This window comes from Mycobacterium montefiorense (assembly GCF_003112775.1).
Lineage (GTDB): Bacteria > Actinomycetota > Actinomycetes > Mycobacteriales > Mycobacteriaceae > Mycobacterium > Mycobacterium montefiorense.
Genome location: NZ_BFCH01000011.1, coordinates 82,814 through 108,237, shown reverse-complemented (window position 1 = coordinate 108,237; position 25,424 = coordinate 82,814). Strand labels below are relative to the sequence as shown.

General features: G+C 65.9%; 25 protein-coding genes and 1 other RNA gene. 14 read left to right on the top strand and 12 right to left on the bottom strand.

Features of this window, described 5'->3' with window-relative positions:
* Positions 1-7 precede the first annotated feature (7 nt).
* The gene (locus DB708_RS08105; protein WP_108921437.1) at positions 8-598 is read left to right on the top strand and encodes a TetR-like C-terminal domain-containing protein; all 591 of its coding nucleotides are present in this window, start codon (positions 8-10) and stop codon (positions 596-598) included.
* A 47-nt stretch (positions 599-645) separates the two neighbouring features.
* Here the strand turns inward: DB708_RS08105 and DB708_RS08100 are convergent, their stop codons facing one another.
* Positions 646-840: a ferredoxin gene (locus tag DB708_RS08100; protein WP_108921436.1), complete on the bottom strand. Its 195-nt coding sequence runs from the start codon at positions 838-840 to the stop codon at positions 646-648.
* Positions 837-2,009, bottom strand: coding sequence for a cytochrome P450 (locus DB708_RS08095; protein ID WP_108921435.1), 1,173 nt, complete (start codon positions 2,007-2,009; stop codon positions 837-839). The genes DB708_RS08100 and DB708_RS08095 overlap by 4 nt, the downstream gene beginning before the upstream one ends.
* Positions 2,010-2,111: 102 nt before the next feature.
* Between DB708_RS08095 and rnpB the strand changes: the two genes are divergently transcribed.
* Positions 2,112-2,521, top strand: an RNA gene (gene rnpB, locus DB708_RS08090) — RNase P RNA component class A.
* Positions 2,522-2,533: 12 nt separating this feature from the next.
* On the opposite strand, the gene DB708_RS08085 is transcribed toward rnpB, so the two are convergent.
* Entirely contained in the window at positions 2,534-4,099 is a 1,566-nt protein-coding gene (locus tag DB708_RS08085; protein WP_409347573.1) for a CYTH and CHAD domain-containing protein, read from the bottom strand.
* A gap of 166 nt (positions 4,100-4,265) precedes the next feature.
* Positions 4,266-4,511, bottom strand: a complete 246-nt coding sequence (locus tag DB708_RS08080) for a hypothetical protein (protein ID WP_108921433.1) — start codon at positions 4,509-4,511, stop codon at positions 4,266-4,268.
* 171 nt (positions 4,512-4,682) lie between these two features.
* On the opposite strand from DB708_RS08080, the gene DB708_RS08075 reads away from it, so the two are divergent.
* Positions 4,683-5,048 (top strand): heme-binding protein, encoded by a 366-nt coding sequence (locus DB708_RS08075; RefSeq protein WP_108921432.1) that lies wholly within the window; start codon positions 4,683-4,685, stop codon positions 5,046-5,048.
* A gap of 1 nt (position 5,049) precedes the next feature.
* On the opposite strand, the gene panB is transcribed toward DB708_RS08075, so the two are convergent.
* On the bottom strand, positions 5,050-5,895 hold the full coding sequence (gene panB, locus DB708_RS08070) for a 3-methyl-2-oxobutanoate hydroxymethyltransferase (protein WP_108921613.1): 846 nt from the start codon (positions 5,893-5,895) through the stop codon (positions 5,050-5,052).
* A gap of 230 nt (positions 5,896-6,125) precedes the next feature.
* Between panB and DB708_RS08065 the strand changes: the two genes are divergently transcribed.
* A complete protein-coding gene (locus tag DB708_RS08065) occupies positions 6,126-7,682 on the top strand; it encodes an alpha/beta hydrolase (protein WP_108921431.1) in 1,557 nt (518 codons plus the stop codon).
* Between the two features lie 91 nt (positions 7,683-7,773).
* Entirely contained in the window at positions 7,774-9,327 is a 1,554-nt protein-coding gene (locus tag DB708_RS08060; RefSeq protein ID WP_409347572.1) for an alpha/beta hydrolase, read from the top strand.
* Positions 9,328-9,340: 13 nt separating this feature from the next.
* On the opposite strand, the gene DB708_RS08055 is transcribed toward DB708_RS08060, so the two are convergent.
* Both DB708_RS08055 and DB708_RS08050 read right to left on the bottom strand, forming a co-directional pair.
* On the bottom strand, positions 9,341-9,538 hold the full coding sequence (locus tag DB708_RS08055; protein ID WP_108921430.1) for a hypothetical protein: 198 nt from the start codon (positions 9,536-9,538) through the stop codon (positions 9,341-9,343).
* A 270-nt stretch (positions 9,539-9,808) separates the two neighbouring features.
* Positions 9,809-10,717 carry a cupin-like domain-containing protein gene (locus tag DB708_RS08050; protein WP_165839766.1) on the bottom strand — a complete coding sequence of 303 codons (909 nt, stop codon included), beginning with the start codon at positions 10,715-10,717 and terminating at the stop codon, positions 9,809-9,811.
* Between the two features lie 249 nt (positions 10,718-10,966).
* Between DB708_RS08050 and glnA (DB708_RS08045) the strand changes: the two genes are divergently transcribed.
* From glnA (DB708_RS08045) to DB708_RS08010, 8 genes are all read left to right on the top strand, one after another.
* Positions 10,967-12,307: a type I glutamate--ammonia ligase gene (gene glnA, locus DB708_RS08045; protein WP_108921428.1), complete on the top strand. Its 1,341-nt coding sequence runs from the start codon at positions 10,967-10,969 to the stop codon at positions 12,305-12,307.
* Between the two features lie 57 nt (positions 12,308-12,364).
* Positions 12,365-15,340, top strand: coding sequence for a bifunctional [glutamine synthetase] adenylyltransferase/[glutamine synthetase]-adenylyl-L-tyrosine phosphorylase (locus DB708_RS08040; RefSeq protein ID WP_108921427.1), 2,976 nt, complete (start codon positions 12,365-12,367; stop codon positions 15,338-15,340).
* Positions 15,337-15,963, top strand: coding sequence for a PaaI family thioesterase (locus DB708_RS08035; RefSeq protein WP_108921426.1), 627 nt, complete (start codon positions 15,337-15,339; stop codon positions 15,961-15,963). The genes DB708_RS08040 and DB708_RS08035 overlap by 4 nt, the downstream gene beginning before the upstream one ends.
* A gap of 14 nt (positions 15,964-15,977) precedes the next feature.
* On the top strand, positions 15,978-16,838 hold the full coding sequence (locus tag DB708_RS08030) for a TIGR03619 family F420-dependent LLM class oxidoreductase (protein ID WP_108921611.1): 861 nt from the start codon (positions 15,978-15,980) through the stop codon (positions 16,836-16,838).
* 32 nt (positions 16,839-16,870) lie between these two features.
* Positions 16,871-17,092, top strand: a complete 222-nt coding sequence (locus tag DB708_RS08025) for a hypothetical protein (RefSeq protein ID WP_108921425.1) — start codon at positions 16,871-16,873, stop codon at positions 17,090-17,092.
* A 46-nt stretch (positions 17,093-17,138) separates the two neighbouring features.
* Positions 17,139-17,642: a hypothetical protein gene (locus tag DB708_RS08020; protein ID WP_108921424.1), complete on the top strand. Its 504-nt coding sequence runs from the start codon at positions 17,139-17,141 to the stop codon at positions 17,640-17,642.
* Between the two features lie 136 nt (positions 17,643-17,778).
* A complete protein-coding gene (locus tag DB708_RS08015) occupies positions 17,779-19,218 on the top strand; it encodes an FAD-dependent oxidoreductase (protein ID WP_108921423.1) in 1,440 nt (479 codons plus the stop codon).
* Positions 19,219-19,282: 64 nt separating this feature from the next.
* Positions 19,283-19,894, top strand: a complete 612-nt coding sequence (locus DB708_RS08010) for a TetR/AcrR family transcriptional regulator (protein ID WP_165839765.1) — start codon at positions 19,283-19,285, stop codon at positions 19,892-19,894.
* Between the two features lie 65 nt (positions 19,895-19,959).
* Here DB708_RS08010 and glnA (DB708_RS08005) read toward each other — a convergent pair whose 3' ends face one another.
* On the bottom strand, positions 19,960-21,396 hold the full coding sequence (glnA, locus tag DB708_RS08005; protein ID WP_108921421.1) for a type I glutamate--ammonia ligase: 1,437 nt from the start codon (positions 21,394-21,396) through the stop codon (positions 19,960-19,962).
* A gap of 259 nt (positions 21,397-21,655) precedes the next feature.
* Between glnA (DB708_RS08005) and DB708_RS08000 the strand changes: the two genes are divergently transcribed.
* Positions 21,656-22,072 carry an RDD family protein gene (locus DB708_RS08000; protein WP_108921610.1) on the top strand — a complete coding sequence of 139 codons (417 nt, stop codon included), beginning with the start codon at positions 21,656-21,658 and terminating at the stop codon, positions 22,070-22,072.
* Between the two features lie 18 nt (positions 22,073-22,090).
* Here the strand turns inward: DB708_RS08000 and DB708_RS07995 are convergent, their stop codons facing one another.
* From DB708_RS07995 to DB708_RS07980, 4 genes are read right to left on the bottom strand one after another with little or no spacing between them, the layout of a single operon-like run.
* Complete coding sequence (locus tag DB708_RS07995; RefSeq protein WP_108921420.1) at positions 22,091-22,843, bottom strand: DUF4191 domain-containing protein; 753 nt, start codon at positions 22,841-22,843, stop codon at positions 22,091-22,093.
* A gap of 43 nt (positions 22,844-22,886) precedes the next feature.
* On the bottom strand, positions 22,887-23,825 hold the full coding sequence (gene lipA, locus DB708_RS07990) for a lipoyl synthase (protein ID WP_108921419.1): 939 nt from the start codon (positions 23,823-23,825) through the stop codon (positions 22,887-22,889).
* Entirely contained in the window at positions 23,822-24,511 is a 690-nt protein-coding gene (gene lipB / locus DB708_RS07985; protein WP_108921609.1) for a lipoyl(octanoyl) transferase LipB, read from the bottom strand. Before lipB ends, lipA begins: the two co-directional genes overlap by 4 nt.
* Positions 24,512-24,522: 11 nt before the next feature.
* Positions 24,523-25,422 (bottom strand): NAD(P)H-binding protein, encoded by a 900-nt coding sequence (locus DB708_RS07980; protein ID WP_108921418.1) that lies wholly within the window; start codon positions 25,420-25,422, stop codon positions 24,523-24,525.
* Positions 25,423-25,424 lie beyond the last annotated feature (2 nt).

Sequence of the window (25,424 nt, the reverse complement as noted above, 5' to 3'; positions counted from 1 at the left end):
GCCACAGATGCCGCCGGATCAACAACCCGACGAATCGCCGGACGCCGTTCCGGCGGATGTCCGGGCGCAGGTAATGCCCGCGGTGCTCGACGAGTTGGCCCGCTGGGGCGTCGAACGCTTCAGTGTCGAGGCCCTGGCCGAGCGCCACCACCTTGATGCCGGGATGATTTACCGCCACTGGGGCGATCGTCAACGGCTGATCGTCGATGCGGCGCTGGCCGACCTCGAGTCCTGGGATGTGGCAACAAACACCGGCTCGTTGCGCGGAGACCTGGAGGCATTGGCCCAGAATGTCACCGCACGCATCAACACCGAGATCGGCCGCACCTTCCTGCGCGCGCTGGTGATGGGGCACGGTGGGCGTCACGACGAAGAGACCCGAATGATGTTCTGGAGGGCACGCTTCGCCGTAGTCCGCAGGCTGATAGATCGGGCCAGGGACCGCGGGGAATTGCGGGACGGGGTAAGCACGTTGGCAGCCGTGCAGATTGTGTTGGCGCCGATCAACATTCGCGCGCTGTACTCGGATGCTCGCATCGACGACGACTACTCCGCGGCCATCGCCGACATGGCATGGCACGCGATCGCCCGCAAATAGGCGCCCAAATTCCGCCGTCGCCTTGGCGGGGCAGTCAGCTGAGCTATTCAGCGCGACAGCGTGATTGCCTGCTCCGGGCAGTTTCGCTGCCCGGCAACGGCCTCCGTTTCGAGCTCACCCGAGACGTCCTCGACGAGCACCACGGAGTGGCCGACTTCGTCGGCGTCGAACACGTCGGGCGCCAGGCTGTAGCAGCGTCCGTGGCCGGTGCACAGGTCGGCGTCGACCTCCACGTGGGTCATGAGGGCACTCCGAAGATCAGCGGCAGCGACTCCACCGATCTCAGCGCCGCGGTGTAGGTCAGCTCGGTGCCGGGCTTGATCTCGTAATCCGGTATACGCCGATGGAATTCGCGCAATGCGACGCGCAGCTCCATCCGGGCTAGATGCGACCCAAGGCAGCGGTGTGGCCCGCCGCCGAACGCGCGGTGCCGGTTCGGGCTGCGGTTGAAATCCACCACCTCGGGGTCGGGGAACTCGGCGGGGTCGGTGTTGGCCGCGCCGAGCAGCGGGCTGACCCGTTCGCCCTTGCTGATCGGGCAGCCGCCGACCTCGACGTCTTGCATGGCGATCCGAACCACTCCGGGAACCGGTGTCTCCCAGCGCAATAACTCTTCGATGGCATGCGGCAGGACGTCGGGCTCGGAGACGAGCTGATGACGGTGGTCGGGGTGTTGCGCCAGGTAGACGAAGAAGCAGTCGAGTGAGTCGGTGACGGTGTCCAGGCCTGCGATCAGGAACAGGAAACAGATGTCGAGCAGCTCGTCGCGCGACAATGGTTCGCCGGCGACCTCGGCCGCGATCATCGACGACAGTACGTCGTCACGTGGGCTGGCGATGTGGTCGTCGATGGCGCGGTCGAAGTACTCGTAAATCTGTTGGGCTACCGGTGCCGTGGATTCATGGCGCCGGTCATACCCGGAGTCGCCCTCGGGGCGGATCACGCCGTCCTTCCACAGCAGAAACTGGTCGAGGTCTGCCAATGGCAGGCCGAGCAACTGCAGGAAAACGGTGCATGGCAGCGGTACCGCGAATTCCTCGTGGAAGTCGCATTCGCCCCGGCCGGCGAAGCGGTCGATCATCTGGTTCACCAGCTCGGCGACCAGTGGCTCGCGTCGGGCCATCTCGCGCGGAGTGAACAGCGGATCGAGGATGCGGCGGTACTTCGCGTGCTCGGGCGGATCGATTTGCAGCGGAATCAGCGGTCGAACGTTGCCCAGATCGACCGCATCCATGTTCGACGAGAACAGTTCGGTGTGTTTGAGCGCCATCTCGATATCGGCCAGGCGGCTGAGCACGACGGCCTGTGGCGATCGGAACACCGGGGTCGACTCGCGCAGCGCCTTGTACATCGGCTGGGGCTCCGCGATGCCCCGCACCGCCTGGTCGACGTAAGCATCGGCTTCGGTCATCTCGACAGCGTGACACCAACATTGTTATTGGGCAATGGTCGAATAGGCCCCGGGGTGGTCGCTGGCCAGGAGATTGACCAGCGAGTACCGTGTTCGTGCGGACGAGTTGGCTGGGCGGCCGCGGCTCGTGCTCATGCGGCAACGAGTCGAGGAAAGTCCGGACTTCACAGAGCAGGGTGATTGCCAACAGCAATCCGAGGCGACTCGCGGGAAAGTGCCACAGAAAACAAACCGCCACCCTCGCGGTGGTAAGGGTGAAACGGTGCGGTAAGAGCGCACCAGCATCCCGGGTGACCGGGGTGGCTAGGCAAACCCCACCCGGAGCAAGGTCAAGAAGGCCGCACCGAAAGGTGCGGCCGCGCAGGCGATCGAGGGTTGCTCGCCCGAGCCTGCGGGTAGGCCGCTTGAGGCACCCGGCAACGGTGTGTCCAGATGGATGGTCGCCGCCGTGCCGCCGTTGCTTACGCCGCGGCGGTGGGGAACAGAATCCGGCTTACAGGCCAACTCGTCCGCCCCGCCGCGGTTCAGCGCGCTTTTTTCACCGACTTGTCGAGCTTGTGCAAGGCCGCGTCGAGCTGCTGACGGCAGCTCTCGGCTAGGTCGGACTCCTGCTGGTAGAGCAGACCGTAGGTGAAGGTGTCTTCACCCGCGGCGTAGGCGGCGTCGGCCTGCACAGTGAGGTGGTCACGGCTGACCACGCTGTCTTGATGATCGCCGAGCAACGACTGGATGGCCTTTGCCTGCTTGGACACGTCGTCCGCGCCGGTCGCTGCCGCGGTATAACGAAGTCGCTTGGCGCGCTTGCGAATTACGTGCAGCGCCTCGTCGCGATCGTGCTCTTCGTCGTCCTGATCGTCCTCGTCGGCGGACGGCTCGACGTGATCCTGGAGGGCGGCCTGCTCAGCTTCGGCGGCCGCCTTTGCGGCTTTACGCACCTTTTTGTAGGCGGCGTCGATGGTGACCGGCGCCGGTTGTTCGCCAGACGCGGTGGCCGGGCTTTGGGCCACTATCGAATCGAGTGCGTCGAGCAGCCGGAAGTAGCGCTGTGTCCGCATCGCCATCAACGACCGGCGCAACCCCGCCTGATAGCGGCGTTTGGCGCCCTCGACCAGGCGTTCGGACACCGGTCCACGCACCAACTCCGGCGACAGCCGGTCCAGCTCTTGCTCATAACGCTGCTCGAGCACCTCCGCGTCGCGTGCCACGCCTAAAACGCCGGCGAGCTCGCGCAGTTCGTCGAGCACCCAGGCGTGGGTGTCCTCAGACAGTCGCGAAGACGCTTGCGCGTCCTTCAGCAGGCTGCGGATCTTGCGGGTGGTGACCCGCATTTGGTGCACCGAGTCGTCGACGTCGGCGCGCACCGCGCGATCCCACACCACCAGCTCGTCGATCTGTTCGGCCACCGCGCGCTGCACCGGGTCTTCGGGTGGCCGGGTGCCGTTGGACGGCAACGTCGTCCCGAGCACCCGCGCGAGCTTGGATGCGTGGCCGGCGGGTTCGCCGCCAGCATCCAGAAGCCGGTTACTCAACCGGTTCAGCAGCTCGGCGTCGGGCGCCCCAAGTGATTCGTCGAGCTCTAATTCCCACTCGCGCCACTCCTGCACGACGGGCTCCGAGTCGGGACTATCGGTGCCGGCGGCCGACCATGCGCGGACGTGGTCGTTGCTGAACTCCGCGAACGGTGCGCCCTGGACGCTGTACAGCACCTGACTTTCGCGTTGGGTGGTGATTCGGGCGACCGGTTTGAGCGGCCTGTCACGAACGATCGCCAGCACCACGTCCAACAACTGACTGGGGACGGTGTCGTCGTCCGCGGACCCCAGGGGTGTGCGGATCTCGGTGCGGGCGTCGGGGCCGGCCGGCAATTTGAGGTGCCAACCCGCGTCGTGGCCACCGGTGCGGCGCCGCAGTGTGATCTTGTTTCGTGCGAGGTCTTGTGTCTGGGTGTCGAAGTACATCGCGTCCAGCGATTGCGTCGGCAACTGCTCCACCCGGCCCACCGCCGCGATGCCTTCAAACGACGGTGAGACCGTGGATTCGAGGACGTCGAACTTGCGCTCCACCTCCAGGTGGCGCGAGGGTTCTGGCATTTTTATTCGGCTCCGTAGGGGGTTCATCGCCGCGGTATTTGCCGGTCACGAGGGGTCGTAAAGGGTTATCCATAGGGTGCCACACCGCGGTTGAACGGCAGGTAGCGAACCTCTGCGCGGCGTGTCCGTCGGCCGCCTGGGAGAGCGGATTTGGCTGACCGGGTGATTACGGGGGAGGGGGCGGCGGCGGTGGAGGGTCTTCCGGCATCGGCGCGTAATCCGCCGGCGGCGGGACGTAGCGCTGGATCGCGTCGGCGACATTGGCGCAACCACTGACTGACACACGTCGGCCCGCGCCGACGCACACGCTGGCCTCGGCCTGCCCGGCAGATCCCGTCGCGGCCACGATTCCGGCAATCGGGGCTATCGCCAGCACTGCCAGCAGTGCTCCGATCCAGCGGCGCCAATTCATCTCACAACTCCTGTGCGCTGGGCGGATAGAGATTTGGAGTATATCGACCCCGGTACCTGCCGGGGCGGGCTTTTGCCCCTTTGCCACATGAGTGGATTTGTTGCATGGGCCGCGCCAAAACCGCTTATGGTTTGCGTGCGGGTTTTCGAATACCTGATGGAGGAGTGACCGATGGTGTTTTTCGCAATCGCTACTTCGCGCGCAGTCGTCGGCGGAATTGCGGCCGGCGCGATCAGCGCCGCCATGCTGTTCACCGCCGTCGGCTCAGCCGCAGCGGACCCCGAACCGGCGCCGCCACCGAACTGCACGGCAGCCGATCTCGCTCAGGTGTCCTCTGGCGTCGCCGCGGCGACGTCGGTGTATTTGTTCAGCCATCCGGACGTCAACGACTACTTCACCAGCTTGAAAGGACAGCCGCGCAGCGAGATTGGCGATCAGCTCAAGCAGTACATGGATGCCAACCCGCAGGCGCACGCCGACCTCGAAGGGATTCGCCAGCCGCTGACCGATTTCAAAAATCGGTGCCAAATGCAGTAACTCAGAAGCAGTGTTCGTCGGCGGGGAAAACGCCGCCGGCCACTTCTTCCGCATATTGGGCAGCGGCCCGGCGTAATTCGTCGCCGACGTTCGCGAATCGCTTGACGAATCGCGCCGCCTTGCCACTGCTCATCCCGGCCATGTCCTGCCAGACCAAGACCTGCGCGTCGCAGTCCGGGCCGGCACCGATTCCGACGGTCGGGATGGTCAGCTTGCCGGTGATCTGGGTGGCCAATTCGGCGGGCACCATCTCCATGACGACGGAGAACGCGCCGGCTTCGGCGACGGCGATCGCGTCGTGCACGGTCTGCTCGGCGGCGTCGCCGCGGCCCTGCACCCTGAAGCCGCCCAGGCTGTTGACACTTTGCGGCGTGAAGCCGATGTGTGCCATCACCGGGATGCCGGCTGCGCTCAGGCAGGCGATCTGCTCGGCCACCCGCTCACCGCCCTCGAGCTTGATGGCGTGCGCGCCACCTTCCTTCATGAACCGGGTGGCGGCGGCCAGCGCGGCGGCGGGTCCGGCCTCGTAGCTGCCGAACGGCAGGTCGGCGACGACCAGGGCGTGCGGAGCGCCGCGGACAACGCCGCGGACCAGCGGGATCAGCTCGTCGATGGAGACTGGCACCGTGGTGTCGTAGCCGTACACGACGTTCGCGGCCGAGTCGCCGACCAGCAACACCGGGATACCGGCCTCGTCGAAGACGCGGGCAGTCGAATAGTCGTAGGCCGTGAGCATGGCCCACTTGTGGCCTTCGGCCTTCATCTTTTGTAGGTGGTGGGTGCGGATCTTGGTCCTGGGCGCCGAAGGCGCCGCCGCGTTTGCACCGTAAACGTTCTGCTCAGACATCATTGTCCCTCAAGGTGGTCGGGTCGATCCTCGTGGCCATTCAGGTCCCCGGGTTCGTCTGACTTCCGCTATTTTGCCATCTCTGCTATGCGTTTGCACCGTCGCGGCAGTGTGAGACGCGCCATTCAATTTCGCGGGCGGCGCGGAAGAACTACTGGTAGCGACCCGGTAGCCGGTCGGCGGTGGCCGCTCACGCAAGTCTCAGGTTGTCTCTGGCAGCATGTGTTGGCATGGGTCTGACTCGCCGCGACAAGTTCGCGCGCATGCTTGTTGTCTCGACAGCGATCGCTGCCGTGGCGCTGCTTCTGGGGGGCTGCGTGCGCGTTGTCGTCGGACACCCGCTGATGGCGGGGCCCAAATTGGGGCAGCCGGTGGAGTGGACACCGTGCCGGGTGGCCAGCGGGTCGGTGAAGCTTCCGGGCGGCGCCATGTGCGGCAAGCTCGCCGTGCCCGTCGACTACGACAACCCGGGCGGCGACGTCGCGACGCTGGCGATGATTCGTTTCCCCGCGACGGGAGACAAGCTCGGCTCGCTGGTGATCAACCCCGGCGGCCCCGGCGAATCCGGTATCGAAGCCGCCCTGGGCGTCGTGCAGACGCTGCCCAAGCGGGTCCGCGAGCGGTTCGACTTGGTCGGCTTCGACCCACGCGGTGTGGCGTCGTCGCGGCCGGCGATCTGGTGTAACTCCGACGCCGACAACGACCGGCTGCGCACCGAGCCGAACGTCGACTACAGCCCGGCCGGTGTCGCCCACATGGAGGACGAGACCAAGCAGTTCATTGGCCGCTGCACGGACAAGATGGGCAAGGACTTTCTGGCCAACGTCGGGACGGTCAGTGTCGCCAAGGATCTGGACACCATTCGCGCGGCCCTCGGCGACGACAAGCTGACCTACCTGGGCTACTCATACGGCACCCGGATCGGCGCGGCCTACGCCGAGGCGTTCCCGCACAACGTGCGGGCGATGATCCTTGACGGCGCGGTCGATCCCAACGCCGATCCGATCGAGGCTGACCTGCGTCAGGCCAAGGGATTTCAGGACGCGTTCAACGACTACGCCGCCGACTGCGCCAAGCAGTCGAGCTGTCCGCTGGGCACCGATCCGTCCAAAGCCGTCGACGTCTACCACAGCCTGATCGACCCGATGGTCGACCCGAACAACCAATTGGTCGGCAGGCCGGTGCCCACCAGGGACCCGCGCGGGCTGGGCTACAGCGACGCGATCATCGGCACGATCATGGCGCTGTACTCGCCGACGCTGTGGCATCACCTCACCGATGGCCTCAGTGAACTGGTCAACCACCATGGCGACACCCTGCTCGCCCTGGCCGATATGTATATGCGCCGCGACCCGCACGGCCACTACACCAACGCCACCGACGCGCGGGTTGCGATCAACTGCGTTGACCAGCCGCCAATTACCGAGCGCGCCAAAGTGATTGACGAAGACCGCCGCTCCCGCGAGATCGCCCCGTTCATGAGCTACGGGAAGTTCACCGGTGACGCGCCGCTGGGCACCTGCGCGTTCTGGCCGGTGCCGCCCACCAGCAAGCCGCATGCCGTCTCGGCGCCCGGCCTGGCCCCGACCGTCGTGGTGTCGACCACGCATGACCCGGCGACGCCGTACAAGGCCGGGGTGGATCTGGCCAACCAGCTGCGCGGTTCGCTGCTGACCTTCGACGGCACCCAGCACACGGTCGTCTTCCAGGGCGACAGCTGTGTCGACGACTACGTCACGGCATATCTGATCGGCGGCACCACGCCGCCGAGCGGCGCCAAATGCTAGCTGCCGCCGCGCGCTGATGCGTCGGGCCCGAGATCAAGGCGTGACCGATTCGCGCCGTGACAGGTATTCGAAGCTGCCACGATTGACATCCATGTCGCGCCTGAGATCGTTGAGCTCGGCGCTGCTGTCGTTAGGCCTGTTGCTCGCAGTGCAACCGGTGCTGCCAAAGGCCGGTGCAACTCCGGAACCCGGCGCCGGTCAGACCCCGAACCCGGCGCCGCCGGCCGCGGCGTCGACGCTGAACTGGGGCAGCTGCAACCAAATTCTCACCGACAGCAGCGACGTCCCCACCGCACAGTGCACCACCGTGTCGGTCCCGATTGACTACAACGATCCCACTGGGGCACAAGCGAAGTTGGCGGTGATCCGGGTGCCGGCCACCGGCCATCGGATCGGGTCGCTGTTGATCAACCCGGGCGGTCCCGGCGGGTCGGCCGTCGACATGGTGGCAGGGATAGCCCCGGACTTGCAGAACACCGACATCGCCCGTGGCTTCGACCTAGTCGGCTTCGACCCGCGGGGCGTGGGCCACTCCACCCCGTCGCTGCGCTGCCGCACCGATGCCGAGTTCGACGCGTACCGAACCGAACCGATGGTCGACTACAGCCCGGCGGGTGTGGCGCACATCGAGCAGATCAACCGGCAATTGGCCGCCGAATGCGTGAACAAGATGGGCAAGGGGTTCTTGGCCAACGCCGGCACCGCGTCCGTTGCGCGCGATATGGACATGGTGCGTCAGGCGCTGGGTGACGATCAGCTCAACTACCTCGGCTACAGCTATGGCACCGAGCTGGGCACCACCTACCTGGAACACTTCGCCGATCACGTCCGGACGATGGTGCTCGACGGCGCGATCGACCCGACCATCGACCCGGTCCAGGAAAACATCAGCCAGACGGCAGGATTTCAAACAGCTTTCAACGATTACGCCGCGGATTGTGCCCGCTCGCCGGCCTGCCCGTTGGGCACTGACCCGGCCCAGTTCGTCAACCGCTACCACGCGCTGATCGACCCGCTCGTCGCAAAGCCTGGGCGCACGTCGGATCCGCGCGGTCTGAGTTACGCGGACGCCACCACCGGCACCATCAACGCGCTTTACACGCCGCAGCACTGGAAGTATCTGACGAGCGGTCTGCTCGGGTTGCAGCGCGGCACCGACGCGGGCGACCTGCTGCTGCTCGCGGACAATTACCAAGGCCGCGACAAGCAAGGGCACTACGACAACGATCAGGACGCGTTCAACGCCATTCGGTGCGTCGATGCGCCGGCGCCGACGGATCCGGCGGTCTGGGTGGCTGCCGATCAACAGATCCGTGCGGCCGCGCCGTTCTTGAGCTACGGGCAGTTCACCGGCAACGCCCCCCGCGATCTGTGCGCGCTGTGGCCGGTGCCGGCGACGTCGGCTCCGCACACCACGCCACCGGAGGCGCTCGGCAAGGTCGTCGTGGTGTCCACGACGCACGATCCTGCGACGCCGTATCAGGCAGGGGTCAGCCTGGCTCGCCAGCTAGGTGCTCCACTGATCACGTTCGACGGAACCCAGCACACCGCGGTGTTCGGCGGCAACGAGTGCGTCGATAACGCGGTAATTCACTACTTCGTCACCGGGGCGGTGCCGCCGGCGTCGCTGCATTGCCAGCCCTGAGCCACACGATGAGTCACCGGGTGAACGCGTCGTGCAGACCCTGATTGATCCGGTCTTCGCTGGTCTGGCCGGGGACCGGGGGCGGCGTCTGGCAGGTGCAGCCGAGGTCGTTGAACGCGGGGTCCGCGACGACGGGAGCGGCCTGACCGGTCGCTTGTCCCATCACGACACCGATACCAATAGCTCCAACGGCTAGAAGTTTGGTGATCATTTGGTCCTACCTCCTGCGCATCCGACGTGCTTGTGTAACTACTTTAGCAGGTTACATATTTCGAACCGAGAACGGTAACCGCACATGTCGGTTACAGGGTTGGCGGCGCGAGACGTAACCCGGTGTTGCTCACTGCGCCCGACGGTAGGGATTCGTCGTTGAATCAGCGCTGAGAAATCATCGGAATTCGGCCTGTAGCGTTCCGCGACCGCGTCCGCGCGATGGTGTTCGACGGGGCATCGACCCGATGGTCGGTCCCGCGTTCAACGATTACGCCCGGGACTGCGCCTGCTCGCCGGCCTGCCCGCTGGAAGATTGGCGTCCGGCGCTGCGGATGACCTTTTGCGCCAACGCAGAGCCGACAGTAAGTCCGGCCTGTGCGACCAGACGGGCCATCTGGCGGGGGAGCTTGAGGTAGTTGATGCTGCGGCAACGCCACCAGTAGTTGATCGATATGTTCTGGTCGATGCCGCAGACCGCGTGCCACCAGCAGGCGGGGATGAAGAGCATGTCACCCGGGCCGAGCTCGACGAGAGCGCGATCGGCGTCGGCCCAGGCCGGGAACCGGGTCAGATCGGGGTCGGCGACATTGACCTGCGAGATGTGGTTGCCCAGGTAACCGAACGGAAAAGGGTAGACGCGGGCGATCTCCCGGGGCGGGCAGAGGACCACTTGTTTTCGGCCGCGGACTTGGGTGAGCAGATTGTTGGGGAGGTCGTAATGCAGCGGTGTGACGTTGTTGCCCGGGCCGAACCACAAATTGACGGCGGAGTACTTCTGCTCATCCACGAAGGGCGGAAAACGAATATCGGGCCAGAGCTCGGGCAGGCCTGTCTTGATGGGCAACTGGACGACGTAGAGCTGGCCATCGGAGAGGTCGCCGCCTGCAACCAGCTCGATGTAGTCGGCGAGTTTCATCGACGACGTGGTGACGACGATCGACTTCTTCGGGCTCGCATGGAGGTGCCTGCCCTCGTTGTTAGCTGTTGAGGGCTGAATGGTGCGGGCGCCCACTTTCTCCGTGAGGTAGTCGTTGGTCCATTGCTTGCGCGCGGGCCAATCCTCCATAGCGCCGCAAACGACCACCGGGCGCTGCGGCAACAGGAAACGCTCCTCGAACTCACGGCGGCTTGGACGCTCCAGCCTCGGAATCTCGAACGTGCCTTCGATCTCGAACATGGCTGGCTCCTCCCATGGGTGACGGTAGCAAGGAAAGTTCGCTGGAGCGCCAGCGCCGATGGCAAATACCGAAAGACCGGCATCGCCGCCAGCGAACGACGTCTGCCGCTTCCACCCGGTCAGGATGCCTTGCGCAGTTGTGTCGGTGGGCCGGGTGCCCATTGCTGACCTGCGTGTTTTTAATCCGGGTGGACGCTAATCAGCACTCCTGTAACACAGAAGTAACAGCCGTTGCCTAGTGTTCGGGGTATGGATCGACAGAAGGAATTCGTCCTCCGCACATTGGAGGAGCGGGACATTCGCTTCGTGCGGCTTTGGTTCACGGACGTGCTCGGCTACCTCAAGTCGGTCGCCATCGCCCCGGCCGAACTCGAAGGCGCCTTCGAAGAGGGCATCGGCTTCGACGGGTCCTCAATTGAGGGCTTCTCGCGGGTCTCGGAATCCGACACCGTGGCCAACCCCGACCCGTCGACCTTCCAAGTGCTGCCCTGGGCCTCGCCCAGTGGCCACCACCACTCGGCGCGGATGTTCTGCGACATCACCATGCCCGACGGCTCGCCGTCCTGGGCGGACCCGCGGCACGTGCTGCGCCGCCAGCTGCAGAAGGCCAACGACCTGGGCTTCTCCTGCTATGTGCACCCCGAAATCGAATTCTTCCTGCTGAAGCCCGGCCCCAACGACGGAACACCGCCCATCCCGGTCGATAACGCCGGTTACTTCGACCAAGCCGTGCACGATTCGGCGTCGAACTTCCGCCGGCACGCGATCGAGGCTCTCGAATTCATGGGAATCTCAGTGGAGTTCAGCCACCACGAGGGTGCACCCGGCCAGCAGGAGATCGACCTGCGTTTCGCCGACGCGCTGTCGATGGCCGACAACGTCATGACGTTCCGCTACGTCATCAAGGAAGTCGCGATCGAAAACGGTGCGCGAGCGTCCTTCATGCCCAAGCCATTCGGCGAACACCCGGGCTCGGCCATGCACACCCACATGAGCCTGTTCGAGGGCGACGTCAACGCCTTCCACAGCCCCGACGATCCACTGCAGCTCTCGGATGTCGGCAAGTCGTTCATCGCGGGGATTCTCGAGCACGCCTCCGAGATCAGCGCGGTCACCAATCAATGGGTCAACTCCTATAAGCGCCTGGTGCACGGCGGCGAGGCGCCGACCGCGGCGTCATGGGGCGCAGCCAACCGGTCCGCCCTGGTGCGGGTGCCGATGTACACGCCGCACAAGACGTCGTCGCGGCGGGTCGAAGTCCGCAGCCCCGACTCGGCGTGCAACCCCTACCTGGCATTCGCCGTGCTGCTGGCGGCCGGACTGCGTGGGGTGGAGAAGGGCTACGTGCTGGGGCCGCAGGCTGAGGACAACGTCTGGGACCTCACCCCCGAAGAGCGCCGCACGATGGGCTACCGCGAGCTGCCCACCAGCCTTGACAGCGCGCTGCACGCCATGGAGGCTTCGGAGCTTGTCGCGGAAACGTTGGGGGAGCACGTCTTTGACTTCTTCCTTCGGAACAAGCGCGCGGAATGGGCGAACTACCGCAGCCACGTCACGCCTTACGAGCTGAACACCTACCTGTCGCTCTAGCTCACAGGGGCTCCCGGATGGTCTGACAGATCGGCGGGTTGCGCTACCGTTCAGGTCGTGACCAAACCCACCACCGAGCGCCCCCGGCTGCCCAGCGTCGGCCGGCTCGGTTTGGTCGATCCGCCCGCCGGTGAGCGCCTGGCGCAACTGGGCTGGACTCACGACGACAAGGCACACGTCGACCTGTTGTGGGCGTTGTCGCGAGCCCCCGACCCGGACGCCGCGCTGCGCGCCCTGGTTCGGCTCGCGGAGAATCCGGATACCGGGTGGAACGAGCTCAACACCGCGCTGCTCAGTGAGCCCGCCCTGCGCGGGCGCCTGTTCTCGGTGCTGGGTTCGTCGCTGGCCCTCGGCGACCATCTGGTTGCCAATCCGCAGTCATGGAAGCTACTGCGGGGCAAGGTCAAACTGCCCACTCGTGACGAACTGCAGCAAGCATTCAGCGGTTGCGTCGACGACGCGTTGGCCGAGCCGAATTCGGTGGTGCCCCGATTGGGCGCCCTGTACCGCGACCACCTGTTGGTGCTGGCGGCGCTCGACCTGGCCGCGACGGTCGAGGACGAGCCGGTGCTGCCGTTCACCGTGGTTGGCGCCCAGCTGTCGGACACCGCCGACGCAGTGCTGGCGGCCTCGCTGCGCGCGGCCGAGGCAACCGTGTGCGGCGACCGCACACCGCCCCGGCTGGCGGTCATCGCGATGGGCAAATGCGGTGCCCGCGAACTGAACTACGTCAGCGACGTCGACATCATCTTCGTCGCCGAGCAGGCCGACGCGCTGTCCACCCGGATCGCAACCGAGATGATGCGAGTGGCGTCGACGGCATGCTTCGAAGTGGATGCCGGGCTGCGGCCCGAAGGGCGCAGCGGCGAGTTGGTCCGCACGGTCGAATCGTACGTCGCCTACTACAAGCGCTGGGCAAAAACCTGGGAGTTCCAGGCGTTGCTCAAAGCCCGCGCCGCCGCCGGAGATGCCGAACTCGGCGCACGCTACCTGGCCGAGTTGATGCCCATGGTCTGGATCGCTTGCGAGCGTGAGGACTTCGTGGTCGAAGTGCAGGCGATGCGGCGCCGGGTGGAACAGCTGGTGCCTTCCGATGTTCGCAACCGCGAGCTCAAGCTCGGCAGTGGCGGATTACGTGACGTCGAGTTCGCCGTGCAGCTGCTGCAGTTGGTGCACGGCCGCAGCGACGAATCGCTGCATGTGGCTTCCACGGTCGATGCGCTGGCCGCGCTGGGCGCGGGTGGCTACGTCGGCCGCGAGGACACCGCGAACCTGACTGCCTCCTATGAGTTTCTGCGATTGCTCGAGCACCGGCTGCAGCTGCACCGGCTCAAGCGCACCCATCTGCTGCCGGAGGCCGACGACGACGAGGCGGTGCGCTGGCTGGCGCGCGCGGCCCACATCCGCCCGGACGGCCGGCACGACGCGGCCGGCGTGCTGCGCGAGGAACTCAAGCACCAGAACGTGCGGGTGTCCCAGCTGCACGCCAAGCTCTTCTATCAGCCGCTGCTGGAATCGATCGGGCCTGCCGGCTTGGAGATCTCGCACGGCATGACGTCGGAAGCCGCGGAGCGGCAGCTGGCTGCGCTCGGCTACGAGGGGCCGCAAACCGCGCTGAAGCACATGTCGGCGTTGGTCAACCAGAGCGGCCGCCGCGGTCGCGTGCAGTCCGTGCTGCTGCCCCGGCTACTGAACTGGATGTCGTACACCCCGGACCCCGACGCCGGGTTGCTGGCCTACCGGCGCCTGTCCGAGGCGCTGGGCTCGGAAAACTGGTACCTGTCCACGTTGCGCGACAAACCCGCGGTGGCCAGACGGCTGATGCACGTACTGGGGACTTCCACGTACGTGCCGGACCTATTGATGCGGGCCCCCAGGGTGATTCAGGACTATGGCGATGGGCCGGCCGGCCCGAAACTGATCGAGACCGAGCCCGAGGTCGTCGCCCGGGCGCTGATCGCCTCGGCGGCCCGCCATCCGGACCCGGTGCGGGCAATCGCCGCCGCCCGCACCCAGCGTCGCCGAGAGCTGGCCCGCATCGGTTCCGCGGATCTGCTCGGCATGCTCGAAGTACGGGACGTGTGCAAGGCGCTCACGTCGGTATGGGTCGCGGTGCTGCAGGCGGCGCTGGACGCGCTGATCCGGGCCAATTTGCCCGAAGACGGAAAAGCACCCGCGGCCATCGCGGTCATCGGCATGGGCCGGTTGGGCGGCGCCGAACTGGGCTACGGATCCGACGCCGACGTGATGTTCGTCTGCGAGCCGGCCGCTGGCGTCGAAGATTCGGCCGCGGTCAAATGGTCGACGACGGTCGCCGAGCAGGTTCGTACCCTGCTGGGGACACCCAGCGTCGACCCGCCACTGGAAGTCGACGCGAACCTGCGCCCCGAGGGCCGCAGCGGCGCGCTGGTCCGCACCCTGGGGTCCTACACCGCCTACTACGAGCAGTGGGCGCAGCCCTGGGAGATCCAGGCGCTGTTGCGCGCGCATGCGGTCGCCGGTGACACCGAATTGGGTCAGCGGTTCATGCTGATGGCCGACACGACGCGTTATCCGTCCGACGGTGTGTCCGCGGAAGCGGTGCACGAGATCCGCCGGATCAAGGCCCGCGTGGAATCCGAACGGTTGCCGCGCGGTGCCGACCCCAACACGCACACCAAGCTGGGGCGCGGGGGACTGGCCGACATCGAATGGACGGTGCAGTTGCTGCAACTGCAGCATGCGCACGAGATCCCGGCGCTGCACAACACCTCGACCCTGGAGTCGCTCGACGTGATCGCCGAGCAGGGGTTGGTCCCCGCGGACGAGGTGGACCTGCTGCGCGAGGCCTGGCTGACCGCCACGGCCGCTCGCAACGCTCTGGTGCTGGTCCGGGGCAAGCCCACCGACCAGCTGCCGGGGCCCGGACGTCAGCTCAATGCGGTGGCAGTGGCCGCGGGCTGGCACAACGATGATGGAAGTGAGTTCTTGGACAACTATCTGCGAGTGACGCGACGTGCAAAAGCGGTGGTGCGCAAGGTGTTCGGGAGTTGAGTCAGGGAGCCGGCGCGTTCGACGCGATGTTCGAGGTGCTCAGCGCGACAGAGGCTGACCGAGTGACGGCGCTCTACGCTCCGTTGGCCGATGCGGTCCGGGAACTCGTCGACGCCACCATCCGAACCGAGGCCGACGACGACGTCGTCGCGCACGCGCGCACCGAGATCGAGGCCATCACCGCGCTGCTGCGCCAGCGGACCCGGCCGATCGGAGTGAGCTTTCGCGTCGACGAGCGTCCGCTGCCGTTGGGTAATGCCGTGGTCGGCGTGTGCAACCCGATCGCCCCGCCGATCGTCGTCCACCACGACGGCAACGGGCGCTGCCATAGCGAGTTCGTCCTCGGGTCAGCCTACGAAGGACCGCCGGGCCGCGTGCACGGTGGCGTCAGCGCACTGGTGCTCGACCACATGCTCGGAGAGGCGGCCAGCGACGGATTGTCCAAGGCACGTTTCACCGGAACCATCAGCGTGAAGTACCTGCGCGGAATACCCTTGGGCCCGCTGCGTTGCGATGCTTGGATTGATCGCAGCGAGGGCGTCAAAGTGTTTGCACGGGGCACTATTTCGGATGCGGAAGGGGTGACCGTGGAGGCAGAAGGCGTCTTCATCGAACCGGCATGAGCGCGGGAAAGCTCGTGAAGTTCTACATCAGCAGCGCCTTCCTGAACACCCGGGAGATCGTCGAGATCGCCAAGGCCGCAGACGAGCTCGGCTACGACGGCATGGGCATCCCCGATCACGTGGTGAACCTGGAGACCCTGGATACGCCGTACCCGTACACCAAAGACGGGGAACGACGCTGGCAGCCGTTTACCGATTGGCCCGACCCCTGGGTACTGGCCGGCGCGCTCGCCCAGGTCACCACCCGGCTCCGGTTCGTCACCACGGTCTACATTCCCGCGATGCGCAACCCCTATTCGGCGGCCAAAGCCATTGGCACCGCGGCAGTTCTGGCGTCGGGGCGGATCGAACTCGGCATCGGAGTCGGCTGGTGCCGTGAGGAATTCGCGCTGATGGGCGAACAATTCGACGCCCGGGGCAAACGCACCGACGAGATGATCGAGTTGATGCGGGAGCTGTGGGCGCCGGGCTGGACGGAGTTCGACGGCCAGTTCTACAAGACGCCACGGCTGGAGATGCAACCGACTCCGCCGCCGATACCGGTCTACGCCGGTGGGCTCAGCGACGCCGCATTGCGCCGCGCCGCTCGCAACGACGGCTGGATCGGCGACCTGATCAAGACCGAACACGCCATCGAGGCGGTGGGCAAGCTGCGCGACCTGCGCCTCGAAAACGGTTTGACCATGGATGATTTCACCATCCTGACGCCGCTCACCGATGCGTTCACCACCGCCGACTATCAGCGCGTCGCCGATGCCGGAATCACCGGCATCATCACGATGCCGTGGATGTTCTACACCGGACCCGACGCCACCTTGGACGACAAGATCGACGGCATGCAGCGCTTCCGCAAGGATCTCGCGCTCGACGGCTAGACGACGGGTTGCCTCGCGGCCATACTCGACGCATGCCCTTCACGGTTGTGTTCAGCAACGGCGAACCGCGCGATTACGGCGTATTCGACAAGTACGAGGTCACGGATGCGGGCGTGTTGGTCATCGACATGCATCGCGAAGATGTGAGCCGCCACTACATCGCTCCGGGCAGTTGGCTAGAGCTTGTCGAAATGGCCGAGGGGCAGCCCGCCAACGCGTCGCGAGGGGTCCTGGCCGTTAGACCTTCTCGTTAGGCGCGGCCCTCGCCGCAGGCCCGTAACTCGTGCACAGGGAGAGAACATGAGACATCAACCGTTCGTCTCGGCGGCCGTGGCGTTGACCATCGGTGTGGTCGCGGCAGCCTGCACCAGTTCGCCCCATCCGGGCGCGGCGTCGGGCACCAGTACGACGAGTGCCAAGACGGTCACGACCACGGTGTCGCAAGCCACGACGACGTCGAACGCCCCGACGGATCTGCGGTCGCTGATTCCCACGCCGGCGAACGCCCAACGCACCGACGGCCCCGATTCCATCGCGGACAACGGCATCCATCTGCACTTCCTGGTCAACGGGTCGCCGAGCGACGCCATGGGCGGCTATAAATCCGCTTTGGAGGGCGCGAGCTGGGTGGTGACCGTGGTGAGTTCGGGTGGCGGCGGGGAAGGCGGCGGCGCCACCTACACCGGGACCAATGGCAACTCCTACGGAGTGTTCTCCGGCGGCGGCTACGGCGGCACCACCGATATCGACGCGTGCGCGTGGCCGGCCAAGCCGGCCAATCCGGACTGCGGCCACCACCGGTAGAGGCGGCCGGGGACGTTGCCCGGCGCCGCAGCGCATACCTCTGTGATTTTGCCCATATTCGTGCCCAAATAATCGGTATTTCCATACCATATAAACATACCGATCAATCTTCTGATCAGACCGAGGGGTACCGGCTATGGAATCGTGGCGTGACAAACTTTCGGAGCTTCGGGGCGTTGTGCACGGACCTGTCATAACGGCGGACGACCCGGGCTATGACGAGGAAGTGGCGGTGTTCAACATGGCGGTGCGGCACCGCCCCGCGGTCGTGGTCGGCGCTGCCAACGCCACGGACGTGTCCGAGGCAGTCCGGTTCGCCGGCAGCCACAATCTGAACATCGCCGTCCTCAACACCGGCCACGGGCCGACCGTCGCTGCGGATGCGGACACGTTGATGATCACGACTGGGCGGATGTCCGGCCTTACGATTGACGCCGAAAACCTTTGTGCGAAAGTCGATGCCGGAGTTCGCTTCGGTCGTCTGGTGGATGCCGCCGCGATGTACGGGCTGGCTCCGCTGCCCGGTTCCTCGCCCGGGGTTGGCGTTGTCGGCTACACCCTCGGCGGTGGGGCGAGCTCGACGATGGGACGCAAGTACGGCTGGGCTTCCGATCATGTCACGGGCATCGACGTGGTGACCGCGGATGGCCAATTACGTTATGTATCAGCCGAATATGAAGCGGATCTCTTCAGTGCGCTACTGGGCGGGAAGAGTAACTTCGGTGTCGTGGTGGCGATGAAGTTCGCGCTCTTCCCGGTGACGTGGTTGTACGCCGGTGCGCTCTTCTACTCCGGCGAGCACACCCGGCAAGTGCTGGACGCCTACCGAGAACTCACCGCGTCGGCGCCCGACGAATTGACAACCGGATTCGCGCTGCTGAACTTTCCGCCGCTGCCCGGCCTTCCGCCATTCATGCAGGGGAAGTTGACCGTATCGGTCCGGGTCTCCTATGTCGGTGACGCCCACGTAGGCGCCCAATTGATCGACCCACTGCGCACCGCGGCTCCGATGCTGGCCGACAGCGTCGCCAGCATCCCGTACACCCAGTTCGCGACCATCAGCAACGATCCCACCGATCCCGCGCCGGCCGTCGAGCATTTCGGGTTGCTACGCGAATTGAACGAAGACACCGCGAAGGCAATCGTCGACACAGTCGGCCCCGATTCCGGCAGCACGATCAACATCGTCGACACAGTCGGCCCCGATTCCGGCAGCACGATCAACATCGTCGACATCCGCCATCTGCAAGGAGCTTTCAGCAAGCCCGCGCCTTTCCCGAACGCGGTGGGCGCGCGCGATGCCGCCTATGCCATGTTCGGCCTGACCGTCGTGCCGCCCGGGCAAGATGTCGCGACCTACCGCGACTCCGGGCGGGAACTTCTTGCGGCACTGAGCCCTTGGCTGCATGACAGGTCCAATCCAAGCTTTGTCGGCCCCGCCGACACGCCGGAGGATCGCACCAGGCAGGCCTATGATCCCACCGTCTACGAGAAATTGCGGACGGCCAAGGCGATCTACGACCCGTACAACAGATTTCGGCTCAACCACAACATCCCGCCGATCGTCGCCGCGTAAGGCCGCGGGTCGATTCCTGGCGTGAGGAGGTTGCTCGATGTCAGTATCTGCGTACCATACAAAAATGCCTGTTGAACGTCGAACGCGTCGCGCCGGGGGTACGCGGCGGGCTGCGGTTGTCGAAGCGGCCGCCGGGGTGCTGGCCGAGCGGGGTTACGAAAACTCCCGTTTTGCCGATGTAGCACGAGCCAGCGGGACGGCCATCAGCACGCTGCAGAACTACTTCGGCTCGCGCGAGGACATGCTGATCGAGGCGATGCAGCACGCGACCGAGGTGGAGGTTGCCGCTTTCGAGGCGGTGGCCGATGCCGAGGGTGACCCGTGGAATCGCCTGGTAGCGATGGTTGACCGCAACCTGAACACCTCCGTTCGCAACCACCAGTTGCTGATCGAGTTCTGGCGCTCCGGCATCCGTGACGCGGAGTTGCGTGACGGCGGCGAAGAAGGCTGGTTTCGCTACCGGGCGCCGTTTGTGCGAACAGTGATCGAGGGCCGGGACGCCGGCGTCTTCACGCCGGTGGTGTCGCCCGAGGACGTCGTCGATCTGCTGTTCGCCACGCTCGTCGGCGCCATGATTCCCCGGGTGTTGCGCTTTCCCAGCCCGTCGGCGGATCGCTTCCGGACCGCGCTGCTCCGGCAGCTCGCCGCGATGCTGGGCAGGACCGGATACCAATAGGCCACCCGGTGAGCGATCGTGGGCCTGATCGCCGACCGGGTGGCCGTTAGTGGTTTTCGACGTGGTTACACGTCGTAGTACAGCGCGAACTCGTACGGGTGCGGCCGGATCTGGACCGGCAGGATCTCGCTCTCACGCTTGAAGTTGATCCACGTCTCGATCAGGTCGGGCGTGAAAACGCCTCCCTCAGTGAGGTATTCGTGGTCCTCTTCCAGCCGGTCGATCACCGCGGACAGCTGGGTGGGTGCCTGCGGGATGTTGGCGGCCTCTTCGGGCGGCAGCTCGTAGAGGTCCTTGTCGACCGGAGACTGCGGCTCGATCTTGTTCTTGATGCCGTCCAGGCCGGCCATCAGCATGGCCGCGAACGCCAGATACGGGTTGCCCGACGAGTCCGGGCAGCGGAACTCCAGCCGCTTGGCCTTCGGGTTGCTGCCGGTGATCGGAATACGCACACATGCCGATCGGTTGCGCTGGCTGTAGACCAGGTTGATCGGGGCCTCGAAGCCGGGCACCAGGCGCTTGTACGAGTTCGTCGTCGGGTTGGTGAACGCCAGCAGCGACGGCGCGTGGTGCAGCAGGCCGCCGATGTAGTGGCGAGCCGTGTCCGACAGGCCGGCGTATCCGGTCTCGTCGTACATCAACGGGCTGCCGTCTTTCCACAGCGACTGGTGGCAGTGCATGCCGGAGCCGTTGTCACCGAACAGCGGCTTGGGCATGAAGGTGACGGTCTTGCCGTTCTGCCAGGCCGTGTTCTTGACGATGTACTTGTACAGCTGCATGTCGTCGGCCGCGTGCAGCAGCGTGTTGAACTTGTAGTTGATCTCGGCTTGACCGCCGGTGCCCACCTCATGGTGGCCCTTCTCCAGGCTGAAGCCCGCAGTGATCAGGTTCTGCAACATCTTGTCGCGCAGGTCGACGTAGTGGTCGACGGGGGCAACCGGGAAGTAGCCACCCTTCGGACGGACCTTGTAGCCGCGGTTGGGGGTGCCGTCGTTCTCGGTCGGCTCGCCGGTGTTCCACCAACCCGAGATCGCATCCACCTCGTAGAACGAGCCGTTGGTGCGAGAGTCGAAGCTCACCGAGTCGAAGATGTAGAACTCGGCCTCGGCGCCGAAGTACGCCGTGTCGGCAACACCGGTGCTGATCAGGTAGTTCTCCGCCTTGCGCGCGACGTTGCGGGGGTCGCGCGAGTAGGCCTCCAGGGTGAACGGGTCGTGCACGAAGAAGTTCAGGTTCAGCGTCTTGGCTTCACGGAAAAGGTCGATCTGCGCGGTGGCAGGGTCGGGGAGGAGCAGCATGTCCGACTCGTGGATTGACTGGAATCCGCGAATCGACGAGCCATCGAAGGCCAAACCGTCGTCGAAAACGCTTTGGTCGAAGAACGAAATCGGAATCGTGAAGTGCTGCATGATGCCGGGCAGGTCACAGAACCGGACGTCGACGAATTCGACGTTCTCGTCCTTAGCCAGCTTGAAGACGTCGTCGGGCGTCTTTTCCGTCACTGAATTGCTCCTTTGCTTGATAATCCGCGGCCTGACGCTATGGAGATGATGTTGCCCGCCCGTCAACCCCGTGTTGCGCGGAGGTTACGTGACCACGCGTCCCACAGATCTCAAGTGGAGCAACGGCGGGTTCTATTGTGAGGCCCATGGATCGCAAGATCGTATCTGGTCTGCCATATGGGCGCAGCAGACAGTCCCGGCCCCCGATGCAGGTGGGCTTCATGGCTGCCGACATGGCTCCCGACCCGGCGAAAGGCCGCTGATGGCCCAGTCGCGTCCGACATACCCCGGTGAGCCGCTCGGCCTGCCGCAAAGCGGGCCGGGATCGTTGGCGTCGATGGGCCGCCGCCTGGCGGCACTGTCGATCGACTGGCTGATCGCCTACGGCCTGGCGGCGCTGGCCATGGTGTTCGGCTTGTTCTCCGAGCGGGTGTTGTCGACGGCGGTGTTGGTGATCTGGTTTCTGCTCGGCCTGGTGGCGGTGCGGCTGTTCGCATTCACACCGGGCCAGCTGGCGCTCGGCCTTGGGGTCGTGGCGCTGGACGGGCACCTCGGCATTGGCCGGGCAATCGCGCGCGGGCTGCTGGTTGCCCTGGTGATCCCGGCGTTGTTCACCGACTGGGACGGGCGAGGAATCCAAGACCGGGTGACCAATACGGCCGTGGTGCGCCGCTGATCCCGGCCGCTAAAGCGGCTACTTGCGGCGGACGGTGCGCTGCACGCCCTTCATCTTGCCGGCGTTAGGCAGCGGGCCCTTCGGCATGATGGCGGCCCCGGCCCGTGACCCCAGCGCGGCCAGCCGCGACTCCAGGGTGTCCATCTGCTTGACGCTGATGTTGGCCGGAAGCCGGGTCAGATGCCGCTCGAGCTTGCTCAGCGGAACCTCGCCGTCGCCGTTGCCGACGACGATGTCGTAGATCGGGATGTCGCCGACCAGCCGCGCGGTTCGCTTCTTCTCCTGGGCCAGAAGCGGTTTCACCCGGCCCGTCGATCCCTCACCGACGAAGATGACGCCCGGGCGGCCGATCACCCGATGCACCGCGTCGAAGTGGCCGGTGGCCGCAACACCTGGAGTGACACGCCACTTGCCGCGCAGGTTGTCCAACACCCAGGCCGCCGCGCCGGTTTGCCCCTCGGCCTGGCGGTAGACGGATTTCTGGGCACGGCGGCCGAAGATGATGAACGCCACCAGCAAGCCCAGCACCACGCCGAGCGGAATCAGCATGATCATGGTGAACCCGCCGACCAGCACGCCAACCGTCACCGAGACGGCCACGATCGCGACGAAGGCGCCGATCATGTAGGGGAGCAGGCGCTTGTCCTGCTTGCGCTGCATGTTGAACGCCTGCCACAGCTGGCCGCGGCGCTCCTTGGCCGCGGCCTTGCGGGCGGCGGTCGCCGCTGCCCGGGCGGCCTTGTTCTCGGCGGTGGTGCGGGGTTTAGCCATAATCACTAAGAATACGTACGCGCCGGGCCGGCAATGGCCCGAGTTACCCCAGGGCGTCCGAGGCGCGGCTGCGCACGGCCTGCGCATACAGTCGGCCCGCGCGGTACGACGAGCGCACCAGCGGCCCGGCCAGCACGCCCGCGAAGCCCAGCGCCTCGGCGTGCTGCGCGAATTCGTCGAACTCCTCGGGCCGCACCCAGCGTTCCACCGGGTGATGGCGCGCCGACGGACGCAGGTACTGGGTGATGGTGACGAGGTCGCAGCCGGCGTCGTGCAGGTCGGCCAGCGCGGTGCGCACCTCGTCCGGGGTCTCACCCAGGCCGAGAATCAGGTTGCTCTTGGTGACCAGGCCGGCGTCGCGCGCCGCGGTGAGCACGCCCAGGCTTCGCTGGTAGGTGAACGCCGGCCGGATCCGCTTGAAGATGCGCGGCACCGTTTCGACGTTGTGCGCCAACACTTCCGGGCGTGACTCGAAGACTTCCGAAAGACGCGCGGGCTCGCCGTTGAAGTCGGGGACCAACAGTTCGACACCGGTCGACGGGTTGAGCTCTTTGATGGCACGCACGGTCTCCGCGTACAACCACGCCCCGCCGTCGGGCAGGTCGTCGCGGGCGACGCCGGTGACGGTGGCATAGCGCAACCCCATCGTCTGCACGCTCTGGGCCACCCGCCGTGGCTCGTCACGGTCCAGCTCGGCGGGCTTACCGGTATCGATCTGGCAGAAGTCGCAGCGGCGGGTGCACTGGTCGCCGCCGATCAGGAAGGTGGCTTCCCGGTCCTCCCAGCATTCGAAGATGTTGGGGCAGCCGGCTTCTTCGCAGACGGTGTGCAGACCCTCGCGCTTGACCAGGCTCTTGAGCTCGGTGTACTCCGGTCCCATTCGGACCCGCGTCTTGATCCACGGTGGCTTGCGCTCGATCGGGGTCTGCGCGTTGCGCACTTCCAGCCGCAGCAGTTTGCGGCCTTCGGGTACGACAGTCACATCGCTGATGCTACGCGGGCGGCGTCGTGCTCCCGCACCGGCAAGACGCCGTCGAGGGCATCGCACACCGCCTCGGCGACGGCCGCGCGGACCTCGTCGACGGTGACGGTGCGCCGCAATTCGGCGGAGCACGACGTCACTCCGGCATCGGTGATGCCGCAGGGCACGATCGAGGAGTACGCGGCCAAGTCGCAGTCACAGTTCAGTGCGAAGCCGTGCAGCGTGGTGGCCCGCGACACCCGTACTCCGATCGCGGCGATCTTGCGCGCCGGCCGGCCGGGTAGCCAAACACCGGAGCGGCCGTCGATCCGGCCCGCGTCCAGGCCCAGATCGCGACACACCTTGATCAGCGATTCCTCAAGGCGCCGGACATAATTGAGCACATCGAGGGGTTCGCCCAGGCCGATGATCGGGTAGCCGACCAGCTGTCCGGGACCGTGCCAGGTGATTTTGCCGCCGCGGTCGGTGTCGACGACTGGAGTGCCGTCCACCGGTCGTTCGTGCGGCTCAGTGCGCCGTCCGGCGGTATAGACCGCGGGGTGCTCCAGCAGGAGCAGCGTGTCGTTGCCGCCGGCCACCCTGGTGTCGGCCAGATCACGCTGGAGTTCCCAGGCGGTGCGGTATTCGACGGTTCCCAGCTGACGGACGTCGATCGCGGTGGTCTGCGACCGGATGGAGCTCATCACGCTGGTCAACGCTACGCGAACAGCTGTGGATTCGCCGCGACGTACTGCTCGACGCTCAACGCGGGTTGGCCGGTGATCTGCCGGACGTCGTCGGTGGACCGGTCGTAGCGGCCCGCGCGGTGCAACTTCGCCATTGTCGCGAGGTGTTGTGCGACGTGTGCGGGAAGGCCCAGGGGTTGCAGAACCTCCTTGACCCAGGTGTCGTGCGCGACGTCGGCGCCGGTGATCGGGCGGTGCAAAGCGCGGGCGTACTGGGCGGCCAGCTCGTCGATGTCCAGACTTGCCGGGCCGGTCAACTCGTAGACAGCGCCGATGCGATCCGCCGGATTCAGCAGCACCGCGGCAACCACGCGGGCCACGTCGCTGGCGGCGATCGGCGAGGTCCGGCCGGTCCCGAACGGCAGCTGCAAGACATTCCGTTCCCGCAAGGCGGGCGCGGCCAGGGCGGTGAAGATCGGGTTGTCCAAAAACGTCGTCGGCCGGATGTGCACTGCCGGCACGCCCGACCAATTCGTCACCCGCTCAGCGAGCCAGTGCAGGCGATGCTGACGAGATTCGTCGGTGCTCGTCAGCGTCATCTGCGACACCGTCATTTGCGACATGTTCACAATCACTTCGAGCCGACCAGATTCCAGCGCCGCCGCGCACACCACCGCCGTCGCCTGCAGGTAGTCGGGCGAGACGCTCATCGAGAAGAACATCCGGTCGACTCCGGCCATCGCGTCGACGACGTCGCGCGGTTCGGTCAGGTCGCCGACCACCACCTCGGCGCCCAACGCGCGCAGCGCGTCGGCTCGTTCGTCATCGCGGTGCACCATGGCGCGCACCTGCTCACCGCGCGAGCGCAACTCTTCGACCACCATGCGACTTACGCCGCCAATGCCGCCGCCCGCACCGGTAATCAAATACATGT